At 43.4% G+C, this 15918-nt stretch carries 13 protein-coding genes, 4 tRNA genes and 1 pseudogene; 16 read left to right on the forward strand and 2 right to left on the reverse strand.

What is annotated here, in order from left to right:
- Nucleotides 1–60: 60 nt before the first annotated feature.
- The 11 genes and pseudogenes from lplT to luxS all read left to right on the forward strand — a co-directional run bounded on the left by lplT (nt 61) and on the right by luxS (nt 9797).
- Nucleotides 61–1215, forward strand: coding sequence for a lysophospholipid transporter LplT (lplT, locus tag SLS51_RS12250; RefSeq protein ID WP_323838837.1), 1155 nt, complete (start codon nt 61–63; stop codon nt 1213–1215).
- 25 nt (nt 1216–1240) lie between these two features.
- Nucleotides 1241–1735, forward strand: a pseudogene (pncC, locus tag SLS51_RS12255) (nicotinamide-nucleotide amidase); the annotation flags it as partial.
- A 169-nt stretch (nt 1736–1904) separates the two neighbouring features.
- On the forward strand, nt 1905–2972 hold the full coding sequence (gene recA, locus SLS51_RS12260; RefSeq protein WP_323838689.1) for a recombinase RecA: 1068 nt from the start codon (nt 1905–1907) through the stop codon (nt 2970–2972).
- Nucleotides 2973–3426: 454 nt separating this feature from the next.
- Complete coding sequence (gene alaS, locus SLS51_RS12265; RefSeq protein ID WP_323838691.1) at nt 3427–6057, forward strand: alanine--tRNA ligase; 2631 nt, start codon at nt 3427–3429, stop codon at nt 6055–6057.
- Nucleotides 6058–6303: 246 nt separating this feature from the next.
- Nucleotides 6304–6489, forward strand: coding sequence for a carbon storage regulator CsrA (csrA, locus tag SLS51_RS12270; protein ID WP_002209449.1), 186 nt, complete (start codon nt 6304–6306; stop codon nt 6487–6489).
- Nucleotides 6490–6880: 391 nt separating this feature from the next.
- Nucleotides 6881–6973 (forward strand) — tRNA-Ser (locus SLS51_RS12275).
- Nucleotides 6974–6983: 10 nt separating this feature from the next.
- Nucleotides 6984–7060 (forward strand) — tRNA-Arg (locus SLS51_RS12280).
- An 87-nt stretch (nt 7061–7147) separates the two neighbouring features.
- Nucleotides 7148–7224, forward strand: a tRNA-Arg gene (locus SLS51_RS12285).
- An 86-nt stretch (nt 7225–7310) separates the two neighbouring features.
- Nucleotides 7311–7387: transfer RNA gene (locus SLS51_RS12290), tRNA-Arg, on the forward strand.
- A 182-nt stretch (nt 7388–7569) separates the two neighbouring features.
- Nucleotides 7570–9129: a glutamate--cysteine ligase gene (gene gshA, locus SLS51_RS12295; RefSeq protein WP_323838806.1), complete on the forward strand. Its 1560-nt coding sequence runs from the start codon at nt 7570–7572 to the stop codon at nt 9127–9129.
- Nucleotides 9130–9281: 152 nt separating this feature from the next.
- On the forward strand, nt 9282–9797 hold the full coding sequence (luxS, locus tag SLS51_RS12300) for an S-ribosylhomocysteine lyase (protein ID WP_323838808.1): 516 nt from the start codon (nt 9282–9284) through the stop codon (nt 9795–9797).
- A 104-nt stretch (nt 9798–9901) separates the two neighbouring features.
- Here the strand turns inward: luxS and SLS51_RS12305 are convergent, their stop codons facing one another.
- The gene (locus SLS51_RS12305; protein ID WP_323838810.1) at nt 9902–11194 is read right to left on the reverse strand and encodes an HlyC/CorC family transporter; all 1293 of its coding nucleotides are present in this window, start codon (nt 11192–11194) and stop codon (nt 9902–9904) included.
- A 39-nt stretch (nt 11195–11233) separates the two neighbouring features.
- Nucleotides 11234–12025 (reverse strand): cytochrome C assembly family protein, encoded by a 792-nt coding sequence (locus SLS51_RS12310; protein WP_112878360.1) that lies wholly within the window; start codon nt 12023–12025, stop codon nt 11234–11236.
- Between the two features lie 184 nt (nt 12026–12209).
- On the opposite strand from SLS51_RS12310, the gene ffh reads away from it, so the two are divergent.
- The 5 genes from ffh to rplS all read left to right on the forward strand — a co-directional run bounded on the left by ffh (nt 12210) and on the right by rplS (nt 15733).
- The gene (gene ffh, locus SLS51_RS12315) at nt 12210–13571 is read left to right on the forward strand and encodes a signal recognition particle protein (RefSeq protein WP_049583027.1); all 1362 of its coding nucleotides are present in this window, start codon (nt 12210–12212) and stop codon (nt 13569–13571) included.
- A gap of 136 nt (nt 13572–13707) precedes the next feature.
- Nucleotides 13708–13956: a 30S ribosomal protein S16 gene (rpsP, locus tag SLS51_RS12320; RefSeq protein WP_036814097.1), complete on the forward strand. Its 249-nt coding sequence runs from the start codon at nt 13708–13710 to the stop codon at nt 13954–13956.
- Nucleotides 13957–13974: 18 nt separating this feature from the next.
- Nucleotides 13975–14523 (forward strand): ribosome maturation factor RimM, encoded by a 549-nt coding sequence (gene rimM / locus SLS51_RS12325; RefSeq protein ID WP_323838814.1) that lies wholly within the window; start codon nt 13975–13977, stop codon nt 14521–14523.
- A 39-nt stretch (nt 14524–14562) separates the two neighbouring features.
- Entirely contained in the window at nt 14563–15315 is a 753-nt protein-coding gene (gene trmD, locus SLS51_RS12330) for a tRNA (guanosine(37)-N1)-methyltransferase TrmD (RefSeq protein ID WP_323838816.1), read from the forward strand.
- 64 nt (nt 15316–15379) lie between these two features.
- Nucleotides 15380–15733, forward strand: coding sequence for a 50S ribosomal protein L19 (gene rplS, locus SLS51_RS12335; protein ID WP_036814090.1), 354 nt, complete (start codon nt 15380–15382; stop codon nt 15731–15733).
- Nucleotides 15734–15918 lie beyond the last annotated feature (185 nt).

Genomic DNA, 15918 nt, shown 5'->3' on the forward strand with positions numbered 1-15918 from the left:
TGAATAGGAACAATAATCGTGAATGCATCCTCTGTTGTTCAACCGCTATTAACCCGTGGCATGAAAGCCGTATTGGTGTCGCAGTTTTTTTCGGCTTTTGCCGATAATGCGCTGTTGTTTGCGATTTTGGCACAGTTGAAAGCCCAGTTTTATCCTGACTGGAGCCAGCCAATATTACAGATAGTGTTTGTCTTGGCATATATCCTATTGGCGCCTTTTGTGGGGCAAATTGCCGATCGTTTCCCGAAAGATCGTGTGATGTTGTTTGCTAATAGCTTCAAGTTGTTGGGCGCGTTTACTATTTGCCTGGGATATGATCCATTTCTGGGTTATGCCTTGGTGGGCGTGGGAGCTGCATCGTATTCACCGGCTAAATATGGCATCTTGGTTGAACTGACCGATGGTGATCGTTTAGTAAAGGCGAATGGTTTGATGGAGGCTTCAACGATAATTGCCATTCTGACGGGCTCTGTCGTTGGTGGTTTTTTGTCTGATTGGAACTTGGCAATCGCACTGCTGGTTTGTGCGCTGATGTATGGTATTGCTGTTGTCGCTAATTTCTTTATCCCCAGATTATCGGCGGTGCGTCAGGATAAGGGCTGGAATCTGAAAAAGATGCTGACAGACTTTACTTCATCTTGTTGTATTCTTTGGCATAACAAAGGCGCTCGATTTTCTTTAATTGGCACGAGTTTGTTCTGGGGAGCGGGTATAACACTGAGATTCCTATTGGTCTTATGGGTACCTGTTGTTCTGGGAATTTCTGACAATAGCACGCCGACAATACTTAATGTGATGGTTGCTGTCGGCATTATTATCGGTGCGGGTGTGGCTGCCCGTTTCATCACCCTTAAAACAGTCCACCGTTGTATGCCTGCCGGTGTTTTAATCGGCGTGATGGTGGTCATTTTTGCTGTTCAGCACAATATTTGGGCTTCCCACGTCTTATTAATCATTCTCGGTATTTTTGGCGGTTTGTTTATTGTTCCACTGAATGCATTATTGCAGGAAAGCGGCAGACAAACGATTGGGGTCGGTTATGCAATTGCAGTACAGAATTTGGGCGAGAATATCGCCATGTTATTGATGCTTGGCCTCTACTCATTGGTTATTAAAATAGGCGTCCCGGTTGTTACAACAGGGATAGGCTTTGGTACTCTGTTGGCGTTGACAATCACGAGTTTGTGGATTTGGAACCGGTTTCAAAGAAATTGATCTTTTACCGGATAAAGAGAGTGTTATGAGTGAAAAAATTCTGACTCAGCTTAGTATTGAGCTAGGAGAGAAACTGAGACAGCAAACACTGTCGGTGACCTGTGCCGAATCTTGCACCGGTGGCTGGTTGGCGAAAACAATTTCAGATATTGCCGGTAGCTCTGCTTATTTTGACCGAAGCTTTGTGACATACAGTAATAAAGCTAAGCATCAGATGCTCGGTGTGTCAGAAGCCGTTTTACAGCAATATGGGGCTGTCAGTGAACAGGTTGTGAGAGAAATGGCGGTAGGAGCACTGAAAGCCGCGCAGGCAGATTTGGCGGTTTCGGTCAGTGGCATTGCCGGGCCTGATGGTGGCAGCGAAGAAAAACCTGTTGGTACAGTGTGGTTTGGGTTTGCCTATCTAACGGTAAATGGGGTAGAAGTTGTGTCCCGCCGTTGTTGTTTTAGCGGTGATCGAAATGAAGTACGCCTTCAAGCTGTCATTTATTCTCTGAAAACGTTGTTATCAGAGATTATATACCCCATGGATTTCAAGATGCATCAAAGAGGCAACCTGAAAGATAACGGGTATAAAAAATTAACTTGATGCTGTATGATTATACAGTATAATTGCAAACAATGTTTTAGTATCAGAAATTATTCATCGGCAGTGAGAGAGCCCTTTCATTGCTTACGAGGGAGTAAAAATGGCTATTGATGAAAATAAACAAAAAGCACTAGCAGCGGCACTAGGCCAAATTGAAAAACAGTTTGGTAAAGGTTCCATCATGCGTTTGGGCGAAGACCGTTCAATGGACGTTGAAACTATCTCCACGGGTTCATTGTCACTGGATATTGCATTAGGTGCTGGTGGCCTGCCGATGGGGCGTATTGTTGAAATCTATGGCCCGGAATCTTCGGGTAAGACAACGCTGACATTACAGGTTATTGCTGCGGCACAACGTGAAGGTAAAACCTGTGCGTTTATTGATGCTGAACACGCTCTTGATCCCATCTATGCTAAGAAGTTGGGTGTTGATATTGATAACCTGTTGTGTTCTCAACCCGATACGGGGGAACAGGCTCTTGAGATCTGTGATGCGTTGACACGTTCCGGCGCTGTTGATGTCATTATCGTAGACTCCGTTGCTGCCTTAACGCCAAAAGCCGAAATAGAAGGGGAAATTGGTGATTCTCATATGGGGCTGGCAGCTCGAATGATGAGTCAGGCAATGCGTAAACTGGCCGGTAACTTGAAAAGCTCCAATACATTGTTGATCTTCATCAACCAGATTCGTATGAAAATTGGTGTCATGTTTGGTAACCCTGAAACTACCACCGGTGGTAATGCGCTGAAATTCTATGCTTCTGTTCGTCTGGATATTCGCCGCATTGGTTCTGTGAAAAATGGCGAAGAGGTCGTTGGTAGCGAGACCCGTGTGAAGGTAGTAAAAAACAAAGTGGCAGCGCCATTTAAGCAGGCGGAATTCCAGATTATGTATGGCGAAGGCATTAACACTTATGGTGAATTAATCGATTTAGGCGTGAAGCATAAATTGGTGGAAAAAGCAGGCGCATGGTACAGCTATAATGGTGATAAAATTGGTCAAGGCAAAGCGAATGCAACCATCTACCTAAAAGAACATCTTGAAATTGCTACTGAGCTGGATAAAAAATTACGTGAAATGCTGTTGCACAATGCTGGCGAATTCAATAGTGCTGCTTCTGATTTTGAAGACAATGAAAACGAAGAGATGAATAACGAAGAATTCTAATCTAATAATATCGGTAGTCTCTATTCTTGTATTCAAAGCTGTAAAAGTTTTGTCATCAAACTTATACCGCGTTAATAATGACGCGGTTTCTTCTTTCAGAAAGCGAGTATTATCCATATTATGCGATCATGCTTTCAGAAAATACCTAGACGATTTACAATGCTGCCAGCGAATGGATGTATATGGGATTTTATACCCTATGGATTTCAAGATGCATTGCGACGGCAAGGGAGTGAATCCCCGAGCGCATAGATAACGATGTGACCGGGGTGAGCGAGTGCAGCCAACAAAGAGGCAACTTGAAAGATGACGGGTATATATGGGATTTTACTTCTAATAGAAGAACTTTTATCTTATCCCCACTTTGTTTATTCGTGAGTTGAAAATAGGTGATGGAATATCCTACCTAACCAATTCATAAATCTGTTTTTTCCAGCTTGATTTCGGGACAATTATGAGCAAAAGCACCGCTGAGATCCGTCAAGCGTTTCTCGACTTTTTTCATACTAAAGGGCATCAAGTCGTACCAAGTAGTTCTTTGGTGCCAAATAATGACCCAACACTGCTGTTTACCAACGCAGGGATGAACCAGTTTAAGGATGTCTTTCTTGGACAGGACAAAAGATTTTACTCCCGAGCAACAACTGCTCAGCGCTGTGTTCGTGCTGGTGGTAAACATAATGATTTAGAAAATGTCGGTTACACCGCACGCCATCATACTTTCTTTGAGATGATGGGTAATTTTAGTTTTGGTGACTATTTCAAACATGATGCTATTAGTTATGCTTGGGAACTTCTGACTGGCAAAGATTGGTTTAATTTGCCTAAAGAAAAATTATGGGTGACTGTCTATCAGACAGATAATGAAGCCTATGATATCTGGAAGAATGAAGTCGGAATACCAGCAGAAAGAATTATCCGCATTGGTGATAACAAAGGTGCGCCTTATGCATCGGACAACTTCTGGCAAATGGGTGATACCGGTCCTTGCGGTCCTTGCACTGAAATTTTTTATGATCATGGCGAACATATCTGGGGTGGACCACCGGGAAGCCCAGAGGAAGATGGTGACAGATATATTGAAATCTGGAATATCGTCTTTATGCAGTTCAACCGTCATGCTGATGGCACGATGGAGCCGTTGCCAAAACCATCCGTAGATACGGGGATGGGGCTGGAGCGTATCGCCGCTGTATTGCAGCACGTCAATTCTAATTATGAGATCGATCTGTTCCGTGATTTGATTACAGTTGTTGCTAATGTCACTGGTGCTACAGATGATTTGAGTAATAAGTCTCTGCGGGTTATTGCTGATCACATTCGTTCATGTGCATTTTTGATTTGTGATGGTGTTGTTCCTTCTAATGAAAACCGTGGTTATGTTCTGCGTCGTATTATCCGCAGAGCTATCCGTCACGGTAACATGTTGGGGGCTAAAGATACCTTCTTCTACAAACTGGTTGCGCCATTGCTAGAAGTGATGGGCGCTGCGGGAGAAGAGCTTAAACGCCAGCAAGCAATTGTTGAGCAGATCTTAAAAACAGAAGAAGAGCAGTTTGCTCGTACTCTGGAACGTGGTCTTCAATTATTAGACGATGAACTCGCAAAACTGTCCGGTGATATTCTGGATGGCGAAACGGCTTTCCGCCTGTATGATACCTATGGTTTCCCTGTGGATTTGACCGCTGATGTTTGCCGTGAGCGTAATATTAGCGTTGATGAAGCAGGATTTGCAGTGGCAATGGAAAATCAGCGTCGTCGTGCTCGCGAATCAAGTGGTTTCGGTACTGATTATAATGAATTGATCAAAGTTGATGAACGCAGCGATTTCTCTGGTTACGATCATAACGAACAGCAGGCAACAGTAACTGCTATCTTCCGAAATGGTGAATCAGTCAATCAAATTCAAGCGGGTGAAGAAGCGATTGTTATACTGGATAAGACCACTTTTTATGCTGAATCCGGTGGACAAGTTGGTGACTCGGGTATTCTGAGTAATACCAATTGTGCTTTTTGTGTTATTGATACACAAAAATATGGTCAGGCTATTGGTCATATTGGTAAGCTTGAAAAAGGTACCTTGAGTGTAAACCATAACATCAATGCGGTTATTGATATTGAACGTCGTGATGCAATTCGTTTGAATCACTCAGCAACCCATCTGTTACATGCTGCATTACGTCAAATTTTGGGTGAGCACGTATCACAGAAAGGCTCTCTGGTTAACGATAAATACCTTCGCTTCGATTTTTCTCACTTTGAAGCGATGAAACCAGAACAGATCCGTCAGGTTGAGGATTTGGTTAATACCGAAGTTCGTCAAAATTCACTTGTTGTGACTGAATTGATGGATCTGGAAACAGCAAAAGCCAAGGGTGCAATGGCACTGTTTGGTGAAAAATATGAAGAGCAAGTCCGTGTACTGTCAATAGGGGGTTTTTCCACTGAATTATGTGGAGGGACTCACGCAAATCGTACCGGCGATATTGGCTTGTTCCGTATTATTGCTGAATCTGGAACGGCAGCGGGTATCCGTAGGATCGAAGCAATTACAGGTAAAAAAGCGTTGGAATCTGTACATCAACAGGTTGATTTACTTCAAGATATTGCTCAATTAGTGAAAAGTGATATCCATAGCCTGAGTGAAAAAGTACGGGTGACACTGGATAGAACCAAAGTGTTGGAAAAAGAGCTTCAGCAGCTTAAAGATCAACAGGCTGCACAAGAGAGCTCTTCTTTAGCAAGTAAAGCGAAAGAAGTGAAGGGTGTGAAGTTGCTGGTCAGTCAGTTAAGCAATACAGAACCTAAGATGTTGAGAACGATGGTTGATGATCTGAAAAATCAACTAGGTTCAGCAATTATTGTGCTTTCCACTATAAGTGATGATAAAGTCAGCTTGATTGTTGGTGTCACAAAGGATCTGACTGCTAAAATAAAAGCAGGTGAGTTAATTTCTTCTATAGCTCAGCAAATCGGTGGTAAAGGCGGTGGTCGCCCTGATATGGCCCAAGCAGGTGGTTCTGATATTGAAGCGTTGCCTTCTGCTTTGGATAGCGTGGAAGAGTGGGTAGCATCGCGGCTATAAGCGGTATTACCTAGTTTAGAGGGCGCCATAGCGTTGTTTTTATGGTGCCTTAGAAATCTTGTTGTGAAATTGTTAAAAGGTTGAGCGCATATTTATTTATTTTGGCTAAACTATATAGGTAGGAAATGCGCTTAAAATTGCTTATACTTTAAGCATATACCATTGTTTTACGTTTTCACGGTGTTTGATGGATAATAGCGGGGAAACCGAAAGACCCGACTCTTTTAAATTTTCAAGGAGCAAAGAATGCTTATTCTGACTCGTCGAGTTGGTGAAACGCTCATGATAGGCGATGAGGTAACAGTTACAGTACTAGGGGTTAAAGGTAACCAAGTTCGTATTGGTGTAAATGCTCCTAAAGAAGTTTCTGTTCACCGTGAAGAAATTTATCAGCGGATTCAGGCCGAAAAATCTCAGCCAACAACTTATTGACTCTAAGTTGGCGTCCTATTTCTGTCAGAACCGGGCGCCATTTTTGAGGGATCTCACCTCTGTGGGTATTTTTTGTCTTGCTAGTTTCTTAACCTCATGTCTATTTTCCCATCTTTTTTGTTTTTCTATCGTTAAGAACAGAGTGTTCCTATCATGTTATTGTGGCGAATAATGATTTGCATGCACTTTCTTTAATTGAAGGTGTAATAGTTTTCTGCTGACAAAGTACACTTTTTGGTGTCAAACTACACATCTTGTGTGTGAAGTGTTCAAACAAACACAGGTTTAGAAAAATTGTTTGACTTATAAGTCTGGGAAAGTAATATGTGCGCCACGCAGTGACGAGGAGCTTAAAAAAAAGTTCTGAGTCGCGATTCGAAAGAAAGCGTACGGTGAGATGGCCGAGAGGCTGAAGGCGCTCCCCTGCTAAGGGAGTATGCGGTCAAAAGCTGCATCGAGGGTTCGAATCCCTCTCTCACCGCCATTTAAACCACGCATCCATAGCTCAGCTGGATAGAGTACTCGGCTACGAACCGAGCGGTCGGAGGTTCGAATCCTTCTGGATGCGCCATATTTAACCTTGAGATGAAGTCATCCGAGGTATTATTCAGGTAATCGAGGTAACTACTGCCTTTTGCCAGAGTGAAAAACTGAACACGCATCCATAGCTCAGCTGGATAGAGTACTCGGCTACGAACCGAGCGGTCGGAGGTTCGAATCCTTCTGGATGCGCCAATTTAACCTTGAGATGAAACCATCCGAGGCACCCTTCAGGTAATCGAAGCAGCTGCTATCTTTTACCAGAGTAAAAAACTGAACATGCATCCATAGCTCAGCTGGATAGAGTACTCGGCTACGAACCGAGCGGTCGGAGGTTCGAATCCTTCTGGATGCGCCATATAAAGCCCTGCTAAAACAGCAGGGCTTTTTCCTTTCTGGCTGTCTGTGTTGCCATCACCAACTCGCTCCCTGTATGACGCTGAAATGTTTTTGCTGCTATATCTAATCAGCGACAATTTGGCTTGTTTAAGATAAAGTAAACCCTTATAAAAATTCTTCTAAACACTACGGGAGGTCGAATTGATCCCGGACGTATCAAAGGCTCTATCATGGCTAGAGGCGCATCCGACAATTTTAAAGGGAATTCGTCGCGGTGTTGAACGTGAAACATTGCGTATTACTTCAGAGGGTAGTTTAGCCATAACAGAACATCCTAAAGCACTTGGTGCAGCACTTACGCATAAATGGATTACTACTGACTTTGCTGAGTCATTGTTGGAATTCATCACACCAGTTGGTGATGATATAAAATATACGATTTCTTTTCTTAGCGATATTCATCGTCACACGGCGCGTGTGCTGGACAAAGAAAAAATGTGGCCATTAAGTATGCCATGCTTTATTGATGCGGAAGAGAACATTACTCTGGCTCAATATGGTGCATCGAATGTTGGTCGCTATAAGACCTTATACCGTGAAGGTCTGAAAAATCGTTATGGTGCGTTGATGCAGACCATATCCGGGGTTCATTATAATTTTTCATTGCCAATTGAGTTTTGGCGTGCCTGGGCTGGTGTTGAAGATGCAGAGAGTGGTAAAGAACAGATCTCTAATGGCTATTTCCGCTTGATCCGTAACTATTATCGCTTTGGATGGGTGATCCCATACTTGTTTGGTGCTTCTCCGGCAATTTGTTCCTCGTTCTTACGTGGAAGAGAGACTTCTTTTCTTTTTGAGCGGACAGAAAATGGAACTTGTTATCTGCCTTATGCGACTTCACTAAGAATGAGTAACTTGGGGTACACCAATAAATCACAGAGCGATCTGAATATTACGTTTAATAACCTACATACCTATATTGAAGGGCTGAGAAAAGCGATCCACAAACCATCTGATGAGTTTGCTAAGTTGGGCACTAAACAAGGTGATAAACATATTCAGCTCAATACCAACGTCTTACAAATTGAAAATGAGTTGTATGCGCCAATCCGACCTAAGCGTGTCACTAGAGGGAATGAATCGCCTTCTGATGCATTGCTGCGTGGGGGAGTGGAATATATCGAAGTTCGTTCATTGGATATTAATCCATTTGCTGCGATTGGCGTCAATGAAACACAAATTCGTTTTCTTGACCTATTCTTAATATGGTGTGTGCTTGCCGAAGCGCCGGAAATGGGCAGTGATGAATTAGATTGTTGCCGTAAGAATTGGAATAGAGTGATCCTTGCAGGGCGTAAACCGGGGCAAATGATTGGTCTTGGTTGTGGAAGTGTGGAAGAGCCGTTAGTAAAAGTTGGCAAAAAGTTATTTAGTGACTTGAAACGGGTTGCTGCAATATTGGATAGTTGTTCTGGCACACAGTATCAAAAGGTTTGCGAAGAATTAATTGCTATGTTTGATGATTCATCACTGACTTTATCAGCTCGCGTGCTGGAAAAAATGAAGAGTCAGGGCATTGGTGGCTTTGGACTGGAACTAGCAGATGAATACCATCAGCAACTGATCAATGAGAAATATGAGGTTATTAGCGACGAGCAGTTCGCTATAGAACGCAGGGCCTCCGTAGAGCGACAAGACGCGTTGGAACGTGAGGATACGATGAGTTTTGATGAGTATCTGAAACAACAGACAGGATGCTAGAAAAGAAAATGGCCACAAGTAAAAGTGGCCGAAGAGGATTTTCTAGAGAATAGGGATAATAATGACGCGTGTTTCATTCTTTATGACCGGTGGCAGATGAAAAAGTTTCATTTGCTTGAAGAAAAATCTGAATTTTTTGTGGAGATGAAGAAATGCCTTTACTGGATAGTTTTACTGTTGACCATACTCGAATGAATGCGCCAGCCGTAAGAGTGGCTAAGACGATGAAAACGCCTCATGGCGACACCATCACAGTTTTCGACTTACGTTTCTGCATACCCAATAAACAGGTTATGCCTGAAAAGGGTATTCATACACTTGAACATTTGTTTGCTGGTTTTATGCGCAATCACCTCAATGGTGAGGGCGTTGAGATTATTGATATATCGCCAATGGGATGTCGAACAGGTTTTTATATGAGCTTGATTGGCGCACCGGCAGAAATACGTGTTGTAGACGCATGGAAAGCGGCTATGGCGGATGTCTTGAAAGTGAAAGATCAGAGCCAGATCCCAGAACTAAATATTTATCAATGCGGTACTTATCACATGCATTCACTGACAGAGGCTCAGGATATTGCACATCATATTCTTGATTCAGACGTCCTCGTTAATAAGAATGATGAGTTAGCATTGCCAGAAGAAAAACTGACCGAATTGAAAGTGTAGTTCTATAGTAGTGATACTATTTCAGGTTCCTGAGATGACGGGTATATTAACAGGAACTTGCCGTTGGAGGTGAGCCTCCAACGGCGTCAATTTTCTGCTGCGATTTAAATAGCTTGTGCTTTTTGCTCAGGAAATGGGCTAATGGGAGTGACTCGCACTTGTTTAATGACATTATCGTTGACTGAAAGTACTTCAAAATTATATTTGCCGATTTGCACTTGTACGTTAAGTGCGGGTATTTCTCCCAACTCTTCAAGCACCATACCATTAACCGTTCGTGGCCCATTAACAGGCAATGCCCAGTTAAAGGCTTTATTTAATTCGCGGATATTGGCTGTCCCGTCAATCAAAATAGTCCCATCGCTTTGTGGTGAAACTTCTTCTGCCAGAGAAGGAGACATTGATGTTGTAAAATCACCGACAATCTCTTCGAGGATATCTTCAACAGTGACCAGACCTTGAATATCACCGTATTCATCAACGATGAGCCCGGCCTTCTCCTTATTACGTTGGAAATTGACTAACTGGATATTAAGTGGCGTGCTGACGGGGACATAGTAGATTTTATCTGCTGCTTTGATCAGGTTTCTTTTGGTGAACTCTTTTTTTTCTGTCATCAATCGGTAAGCTTCACGCACACGAAGCATACCAATAGCATCATCAAGTGAATCACGATAGAGCACGATCCGGCCATGAGGTGAATGAGTTAATTGCCGTATGATGGATTTCCAGTCATCATTAATATCAATGCCAACAATTTCATTACGGGGAACCATAATGTCGCCGATTGTGACTTTTTCCAGATCTAAAATTGAAATCAGCATGTCCTGATGTTGCCGTGATAGCTTGGCATTTGATTCATTCACAATAGTGCGAAGTTCATCTTTATTCATTGCGTGACTGGAGCCAGTAGGTTGTTTAATACCAAGGCAACGCATTAACAATAAAGTAATTTTATTTAGCACCCAGACCAACGGCAGCATGATTTTCTGTAACGGGCGGAGCAAAAAACTACTCGGAAAAGCGACTCTTTCAGGATAGAGGGCGGCTATCGTTTTTGGCATAACTTCAGAAAATATCAGCACAATAAAGGTCAAAATGCCCGTTGCGATAGCAACTCCGGCATCACCATAAAGGCGCATACCAATGATGGTCGCGAGTGCTGAGGCAAGAATATTAACCAGATTATTGCCGATAAGAATCAGACTGATGAGCTGCTCAGGATGACGAAGTAATGCTTCAACTCTGCGGGCAGAGTGGTTCCCTTGCTTTGCCAGATGACGTAAGCGATAACGATTCATTGTCATCATACCTGTCTCGGAGGCGGAGAAATAAGCTGAGACAATGACCATGATGATTAAAATAATCAGTAATGTGCTTGTTGAGACATGCTCCAAAGCAGAACTCCTTCCAAGTATTGATTGAACATCATACTGCTAGTAAATCATGATTTCCTGCAATAATCGATTACCGAAATAGGCGAGTGTCAGGGTAAATGCGCCGATCAGATTAAACCAGATAACGCGTTTACCGCGCCATCCATCATGGTAGTGACCCCATAATAAAACAATGTAAACAAACCATGCGATAATAGACAAAATTGCTTTATGGATGTTTTCGCTACTGAAAATATTATCCATATAGAGGATGCCGGTGCAGAGCGTCAGCGTTAGCAATATTACGCCAAGTTGAGTGATATGAAACATTTTGCGTTCAATGAACATTAATGGGGGCATATCTGGCGTAAAAGTGAGTTTTTTATTTTTAAGCTGATGATCCAACCACCCAAGCTGTAATGCATATAATGCAGCGATAAGTAAAGTCGCATAACCAAGAAGTGCCAACCCAATATGGATAGATAATTCAAAGCTGGCCTCTAGATGGGTGATAAATTCACCTGGCATAAGACTCGCTAAGACCAAATTTATCATGGAAAAACTGTAAACAATGGGTAGCAGGAACCAGGCACGGCCGTGAGAAGCAACAATTGTCATTATGATACAAGTCAATAAACTGACAATAGAACCTAGGTTTAGGAGAGTGAGGTTTTGCCCGCTGCTGACGTGGAATATCTGGTGTTTAAGTGCAATAGCATGACAAATTAAAGCGACAATCGCGGAAAGTAATGCCAGCCTGCGGTATCCTTTGGGTTTCCGCAGTAATCCGGGAATAATCAGTACCAGACTGAATAAATAAGCGAATGAAGAAATTATAGAAAATACTGGCATAGCATTAGTCGTTTTAGCGATAGTCTTAGGTTGAATTAAAGCTTAAGTATACCGCCAGCAAGGGTAGCCTCCAACCGTTGTTGATCATCGGTGTGAATCTCTGTGCAGAGATCCCTTTCCATCGTGTTATAATTTGCGGAATACGCCTTACAGGTAGCCCATTTTTAAAAATTGAGCAGAGACAATGTTTGATAATTTAACCGACAGACTATCGCGCACATTGCGCAATATCAGTGGCCGTGGGCGACTGACCGAAGATAATATTAAAGAGACACTGCGCGAAGTTCGCATGGCTTTACTTGAAGCTGACGTCGCATTGCCTGTAGTGCGTGATTTTATTTCATGTGTTAAAGAGAGCGCGGTAGGCCACGAAGTTAATAAAAGCCTGACTCCCGGCCAAGAGTTTGTCAAAATTGTTCAAAATGAACTCGTTAAGGCGATGGGAGAAGTTAACAGTGAACTGAATCTTTCTACTCAGCCGCCTGCTGTTGTATTAATGGCAGGTCTGCAAGGTGCAGGTAAAACGACCAGCGTTGCCAAGCTAGGTAGCTTTCTGAAAGGAAAACAGAAGAAAAAAGTTTTGGTGGTATCTGCTGACGTCTATCGTCCAGCGGCTATCAAACAGCTTGAAACCTTGGCGCAGGCAGTGGGTATTGATTTCTACCCTTCTGATGCTCAGGAAAAACCCGTTGATATCGTGACTCAAGCGGTACAGCACGCCAAATTGAAATTTTATGATGTGCTTTTGGTGGATACGGCGGGTCGTCTGCATGTTGACGAAGCGATGATGGATGAAATCAAACAGGTCCATAAAGCCATTAATCCAGTAGAAACCCTGTTTGTTGTTGATGCAATGACGGGGCAGGATGCGGCTAATACCGCGAAAGCTTTCAATGAAGCATTGCCACTGACGGGTGTCGTGTTAACGAAAGTCGATGGTGATGCCCGTGGCGGTGCTGCGTTATCTATCCGTCATATTACCGGTAAGCCGATTAAATTTCTGGGTGTTGGTGAAAAAACGGATGCACTGGAGCCATTCCATCCGGATCGTATTGCCTCTCGCATCCTTGGAATGGGTGATGTCCTCTCCCTGATTGAAGAGATTGAAAGTAAAGTCGATCGCACCCAGGCTGAAAAGCTGGCTTCTAAACTAAAGAAAGGTGACGGCTTCGATTTAAATGATTTTCTAGATCAGCTAAAGCAGATGCGTAACATGGGGGGAATGGCCAGCATGTTAAGCAAAATGCCGGGGATGTCTCAAGTGCCAGATGCAGTGAAATCCCAGATGGATGATAAAATTCTGGTGAAAATGGAAGCGATTATCAATTCCATGACGCGTAAAGAGCGGCAAAAACCAGAAATAATCAAAGGTTCTCGTAAACGTCGTATTGCCAATGGTTCTGGCACTCAGGTTCAAGACGTTAACCGCTTGCTTAAACAATTTGACGAAATGCAGCGCATGATGAAAAAAATGAAGAAAGGCGGCCTGGCAAAAATGATGCGTGGTATGAAAGGCATGATGCCACCCGGATTTATGGGCCGTTAATCGATAAAGTCTCGAAGAATATCCACTTTGGATTGCTTTTTACGCCAAAGTGAGTAAACTTTTCGGGCTTTTTATCTGACAACCGGACTTCGTTCCTCGATGAAGTCTGGTTGTTTTGTTAACTAATGAGGATGTTATGGTAACAATTCGTTTAGCTCGTGGCGGCGCCAAAAAGCGTCCGTTTTACCAAGTAGTCGTGACCGATAGCCGCAGCCCGCGTGATGGTCGCTTTATCGAGCGCGTTGGCTTCTTCAACCCTATTGCAACAGGGAAAGCAGAAGCATTGCGTTTAGATCTGGACCGTATTGAACATTGGATTGGTCTGGGTGCAACTGTGTCTGATCGTGTTTCTACACTGATCAAAGACGCCAAAAAAGCAGCTTAATCTGTCGCGGTGGTAACTATGAGCAGGCAAACCTGTTTTGAACTACCTGTAAAACCAATTGTATTGGGAAAACTAGGTTCAACTTATGGTATTCGTGGTTGGCTCAGAGTTTTTTCTTCCACCGAACATGCCGAAGACATTTTTGCGTATCAACCGTGGTTTATTCAACGAGCGGGTCGGTGGCAACACATCGAACTGGAAGCCTGGAAACACCACAATCAGGATATGATCATCAAAATTAAAGGTATTGATGATCTGGATGCTGCGAATTTACTGACTAATTGCGAAATTATTGTAGATTCAGAACAACTGCCAGAGCTGGATACGGGTGATTACTACTGGAAAGACTTAATAGGCTGCCAAGTAATCAGCACAGCAGGTTATAACTTGGGGACTATCAATGACATGATGGAAACCGGTTCTAACGACGTAATGGTAATTAAAGCAAACCTGAAAGATGCATTCGGTATCAAGGAACGGCTAATTCCGTTTCTTGATGGGCAGGTTATCAAGAAAGTCGATCTCGCTACTAAAACCATTGAAGTAGATTGGGATCCTGGTTTTTAAACTCCGGTTATAAGCGGTTTAAATGAGTGGGACGCGATAATGTGGATTGGGGTTATTAGCCTGTTTCCTGAAATGTTCCGCGCAATAACCGATTATGGGGTAACTGGCCGGGCAGTGAAAAATGGCCTGTTAAGTATTGAATGCTGGAATCCACGGGAGTTTACCCATGACCGGCATCGTACTGTTGACGATCGGCCTTATGGCGGTGGTCCAGGCATGTTGATGATGGTTCAGCCTTTACGGGAAGCCATTCATGCAGCAAAAACTGCGGCAGGCGAAGGTGCAAAAGTGATTTATCTTTCACCTCAGGGGCGCAAACTCAACCAACAAGGGGTTTGTGAGCTGGCAACAAATGAAAAACTGATTTTGATTTGTGGCCGCTATGAAGGGATAGATGAGCGGGTGATCCAAACCGAGATTGACGAAGAGTGGTCTATCGGTGATTACGTGCTCAGCGGTGGTGAAATCCCTGCAATGACGATGATTGACTCAGTTTCTCGGTTCATTCCGGGCGTTCTGGGGCATCAGGCATCAGCGGAGGAGGACTCTTTTGCTGATGGATTGCTGGATTGTCCGCACTATACTCGCCCGGAGGTATTAGATGGTATGGAAGTTCCACCAGTGTTGCTGTCTGGAAATCATGCTGAAATTAATCGCTGGCGGATGAAACAATCGCTTGGCCGGACCTGGCTTAGAAGACCTGAACTTCTGGAAAACCTAGCTCTGACTGACGAGCAAAGGATATTGCTAACAGAGTTCCAACGGGAACATCTAACTGAAGCAACTCATTAATCCAGACATATCCCCGAAGGGAATGTCTCTGATATATCAGTTTACCTAGGGTAAGAGAATTATTATGAGCAACATTATTAAACAACTAGAACAAGAGCAGATGAAGCAAGACGTACCTTCATTCCGTCCGGGTGACACCGTGGAAGTTAAGGTATGGGTCGTAGAAGGTGCTAAGAAACGTCTGCAGGCATTCGAGGGCGTGGTTATTGCTATCCGTAACCGCGGTCTGCACTCTGCATTCACTGTTCGCAAAGTTTCTAACGGCGAAGGTGTTGAGCGTGTATTCCAGACTCACTCCCCAGTCGTAGACAGCATTAACGTTAAACGTCGTGGTGCTGTTCGTAGAGCTAAATTGTACTATCTGCGTGAGCGTTCTGGTAAAGCTGCTCGTATTAAAGAGCGTCTGAACAGCAAATAATACGCTTTCGTTACATCCGAAAGTTATCGTTAAAGAGGTCAGCAATTGCTGGCCTCTTTTTTTACGCTTAATTTAAAACTGCGTTTTGCGGGCGTGGTCATCAATTTGGTTTTGGCTCTGCTATATTTTTAATTACTGTAGTGAAGAATCAGGTTGAATACGGGTGGGTTTTGGGAGGGTTTTTT

Origin of the sequence: Photorhabdus africana (assembly GCF_035181445.1) — a bacterium.
GTDB lineage: Bacteria > Pseudomonadota > Gammaproteobacteria > Enterobacterales > Enterobacteriaceae > Photorhabdus > Photorhabdus laumondii.

Coding starts and splice junctions, on each gene's coding strand:
- rplS (WP_036814090.1), top strand. CDS start 15,380: ATGAGCAACATTATTAAACAACTAGAACAAGAGCAGATGAAGCAAGAC.
- ffh (WP_049583027.1), top strand. CDS start 12,210: ATGTTTGATAATTTAACCGACAGACTATCGCGCACATTGCGCAATATC.
- luxS (WP_323838808.1), top strand. CDS start 9,282: ATGCCTTTACTGGATAGTTTTACTGTTGACCATACTCGAATGAATGCG.
- recA (WP_323838689.1), top strand. CDS start 1,905: ATGGCTATTGATGAAAATAAACAAAAAGCACTAGCAGCGGCACTAGGC.
- alaS (WP_323838691.1), top strand. CDS start 3,427: ATGAGCAAAAGCACCGCTGAGATCCGTCAAGCGTTTCTCGACTTTTTT.
- csrA (WP_002209449.1), top strand. CDS start 6,304: ATGCTTATTCTGACTCGTCGAGTTGGTGAAACGCTCATGATAGGCGAT.
- trmD (WP_323838816.1), top strand. CDS start 14,563: ATGTGGATTGGGGTTATTAGCCTGTTTCCTGAAATGTTCCGCGCAATA.
- SLS51_RS12310 (WP_112878360.1), bottom strand. CDS start 12,025: ATGCCAGTATTTTCTATAATTTCTTCATTCGCTTATTTATTCAGTCTG.
- rpsP (WP_036814097.1), top strand. CDS start 13,708: ATGGTAACAATTCGTTTAGCTCGTGGCGGCGCCAAAAAGCGTCCGTTT.
- rimM (WP_323838814.1), top strand. CDS start 13,975: ATGAGCAGGCAAACCTGTTTTGAACTACCTGTAAAACCAATTGTATTG.
- lplT (WP_323838837.1), top strand. CDS start 61: ATGAAAGCCGTATTGGTGTCGCAGTTTTTTTCGGCTTTTGCCGATAAT.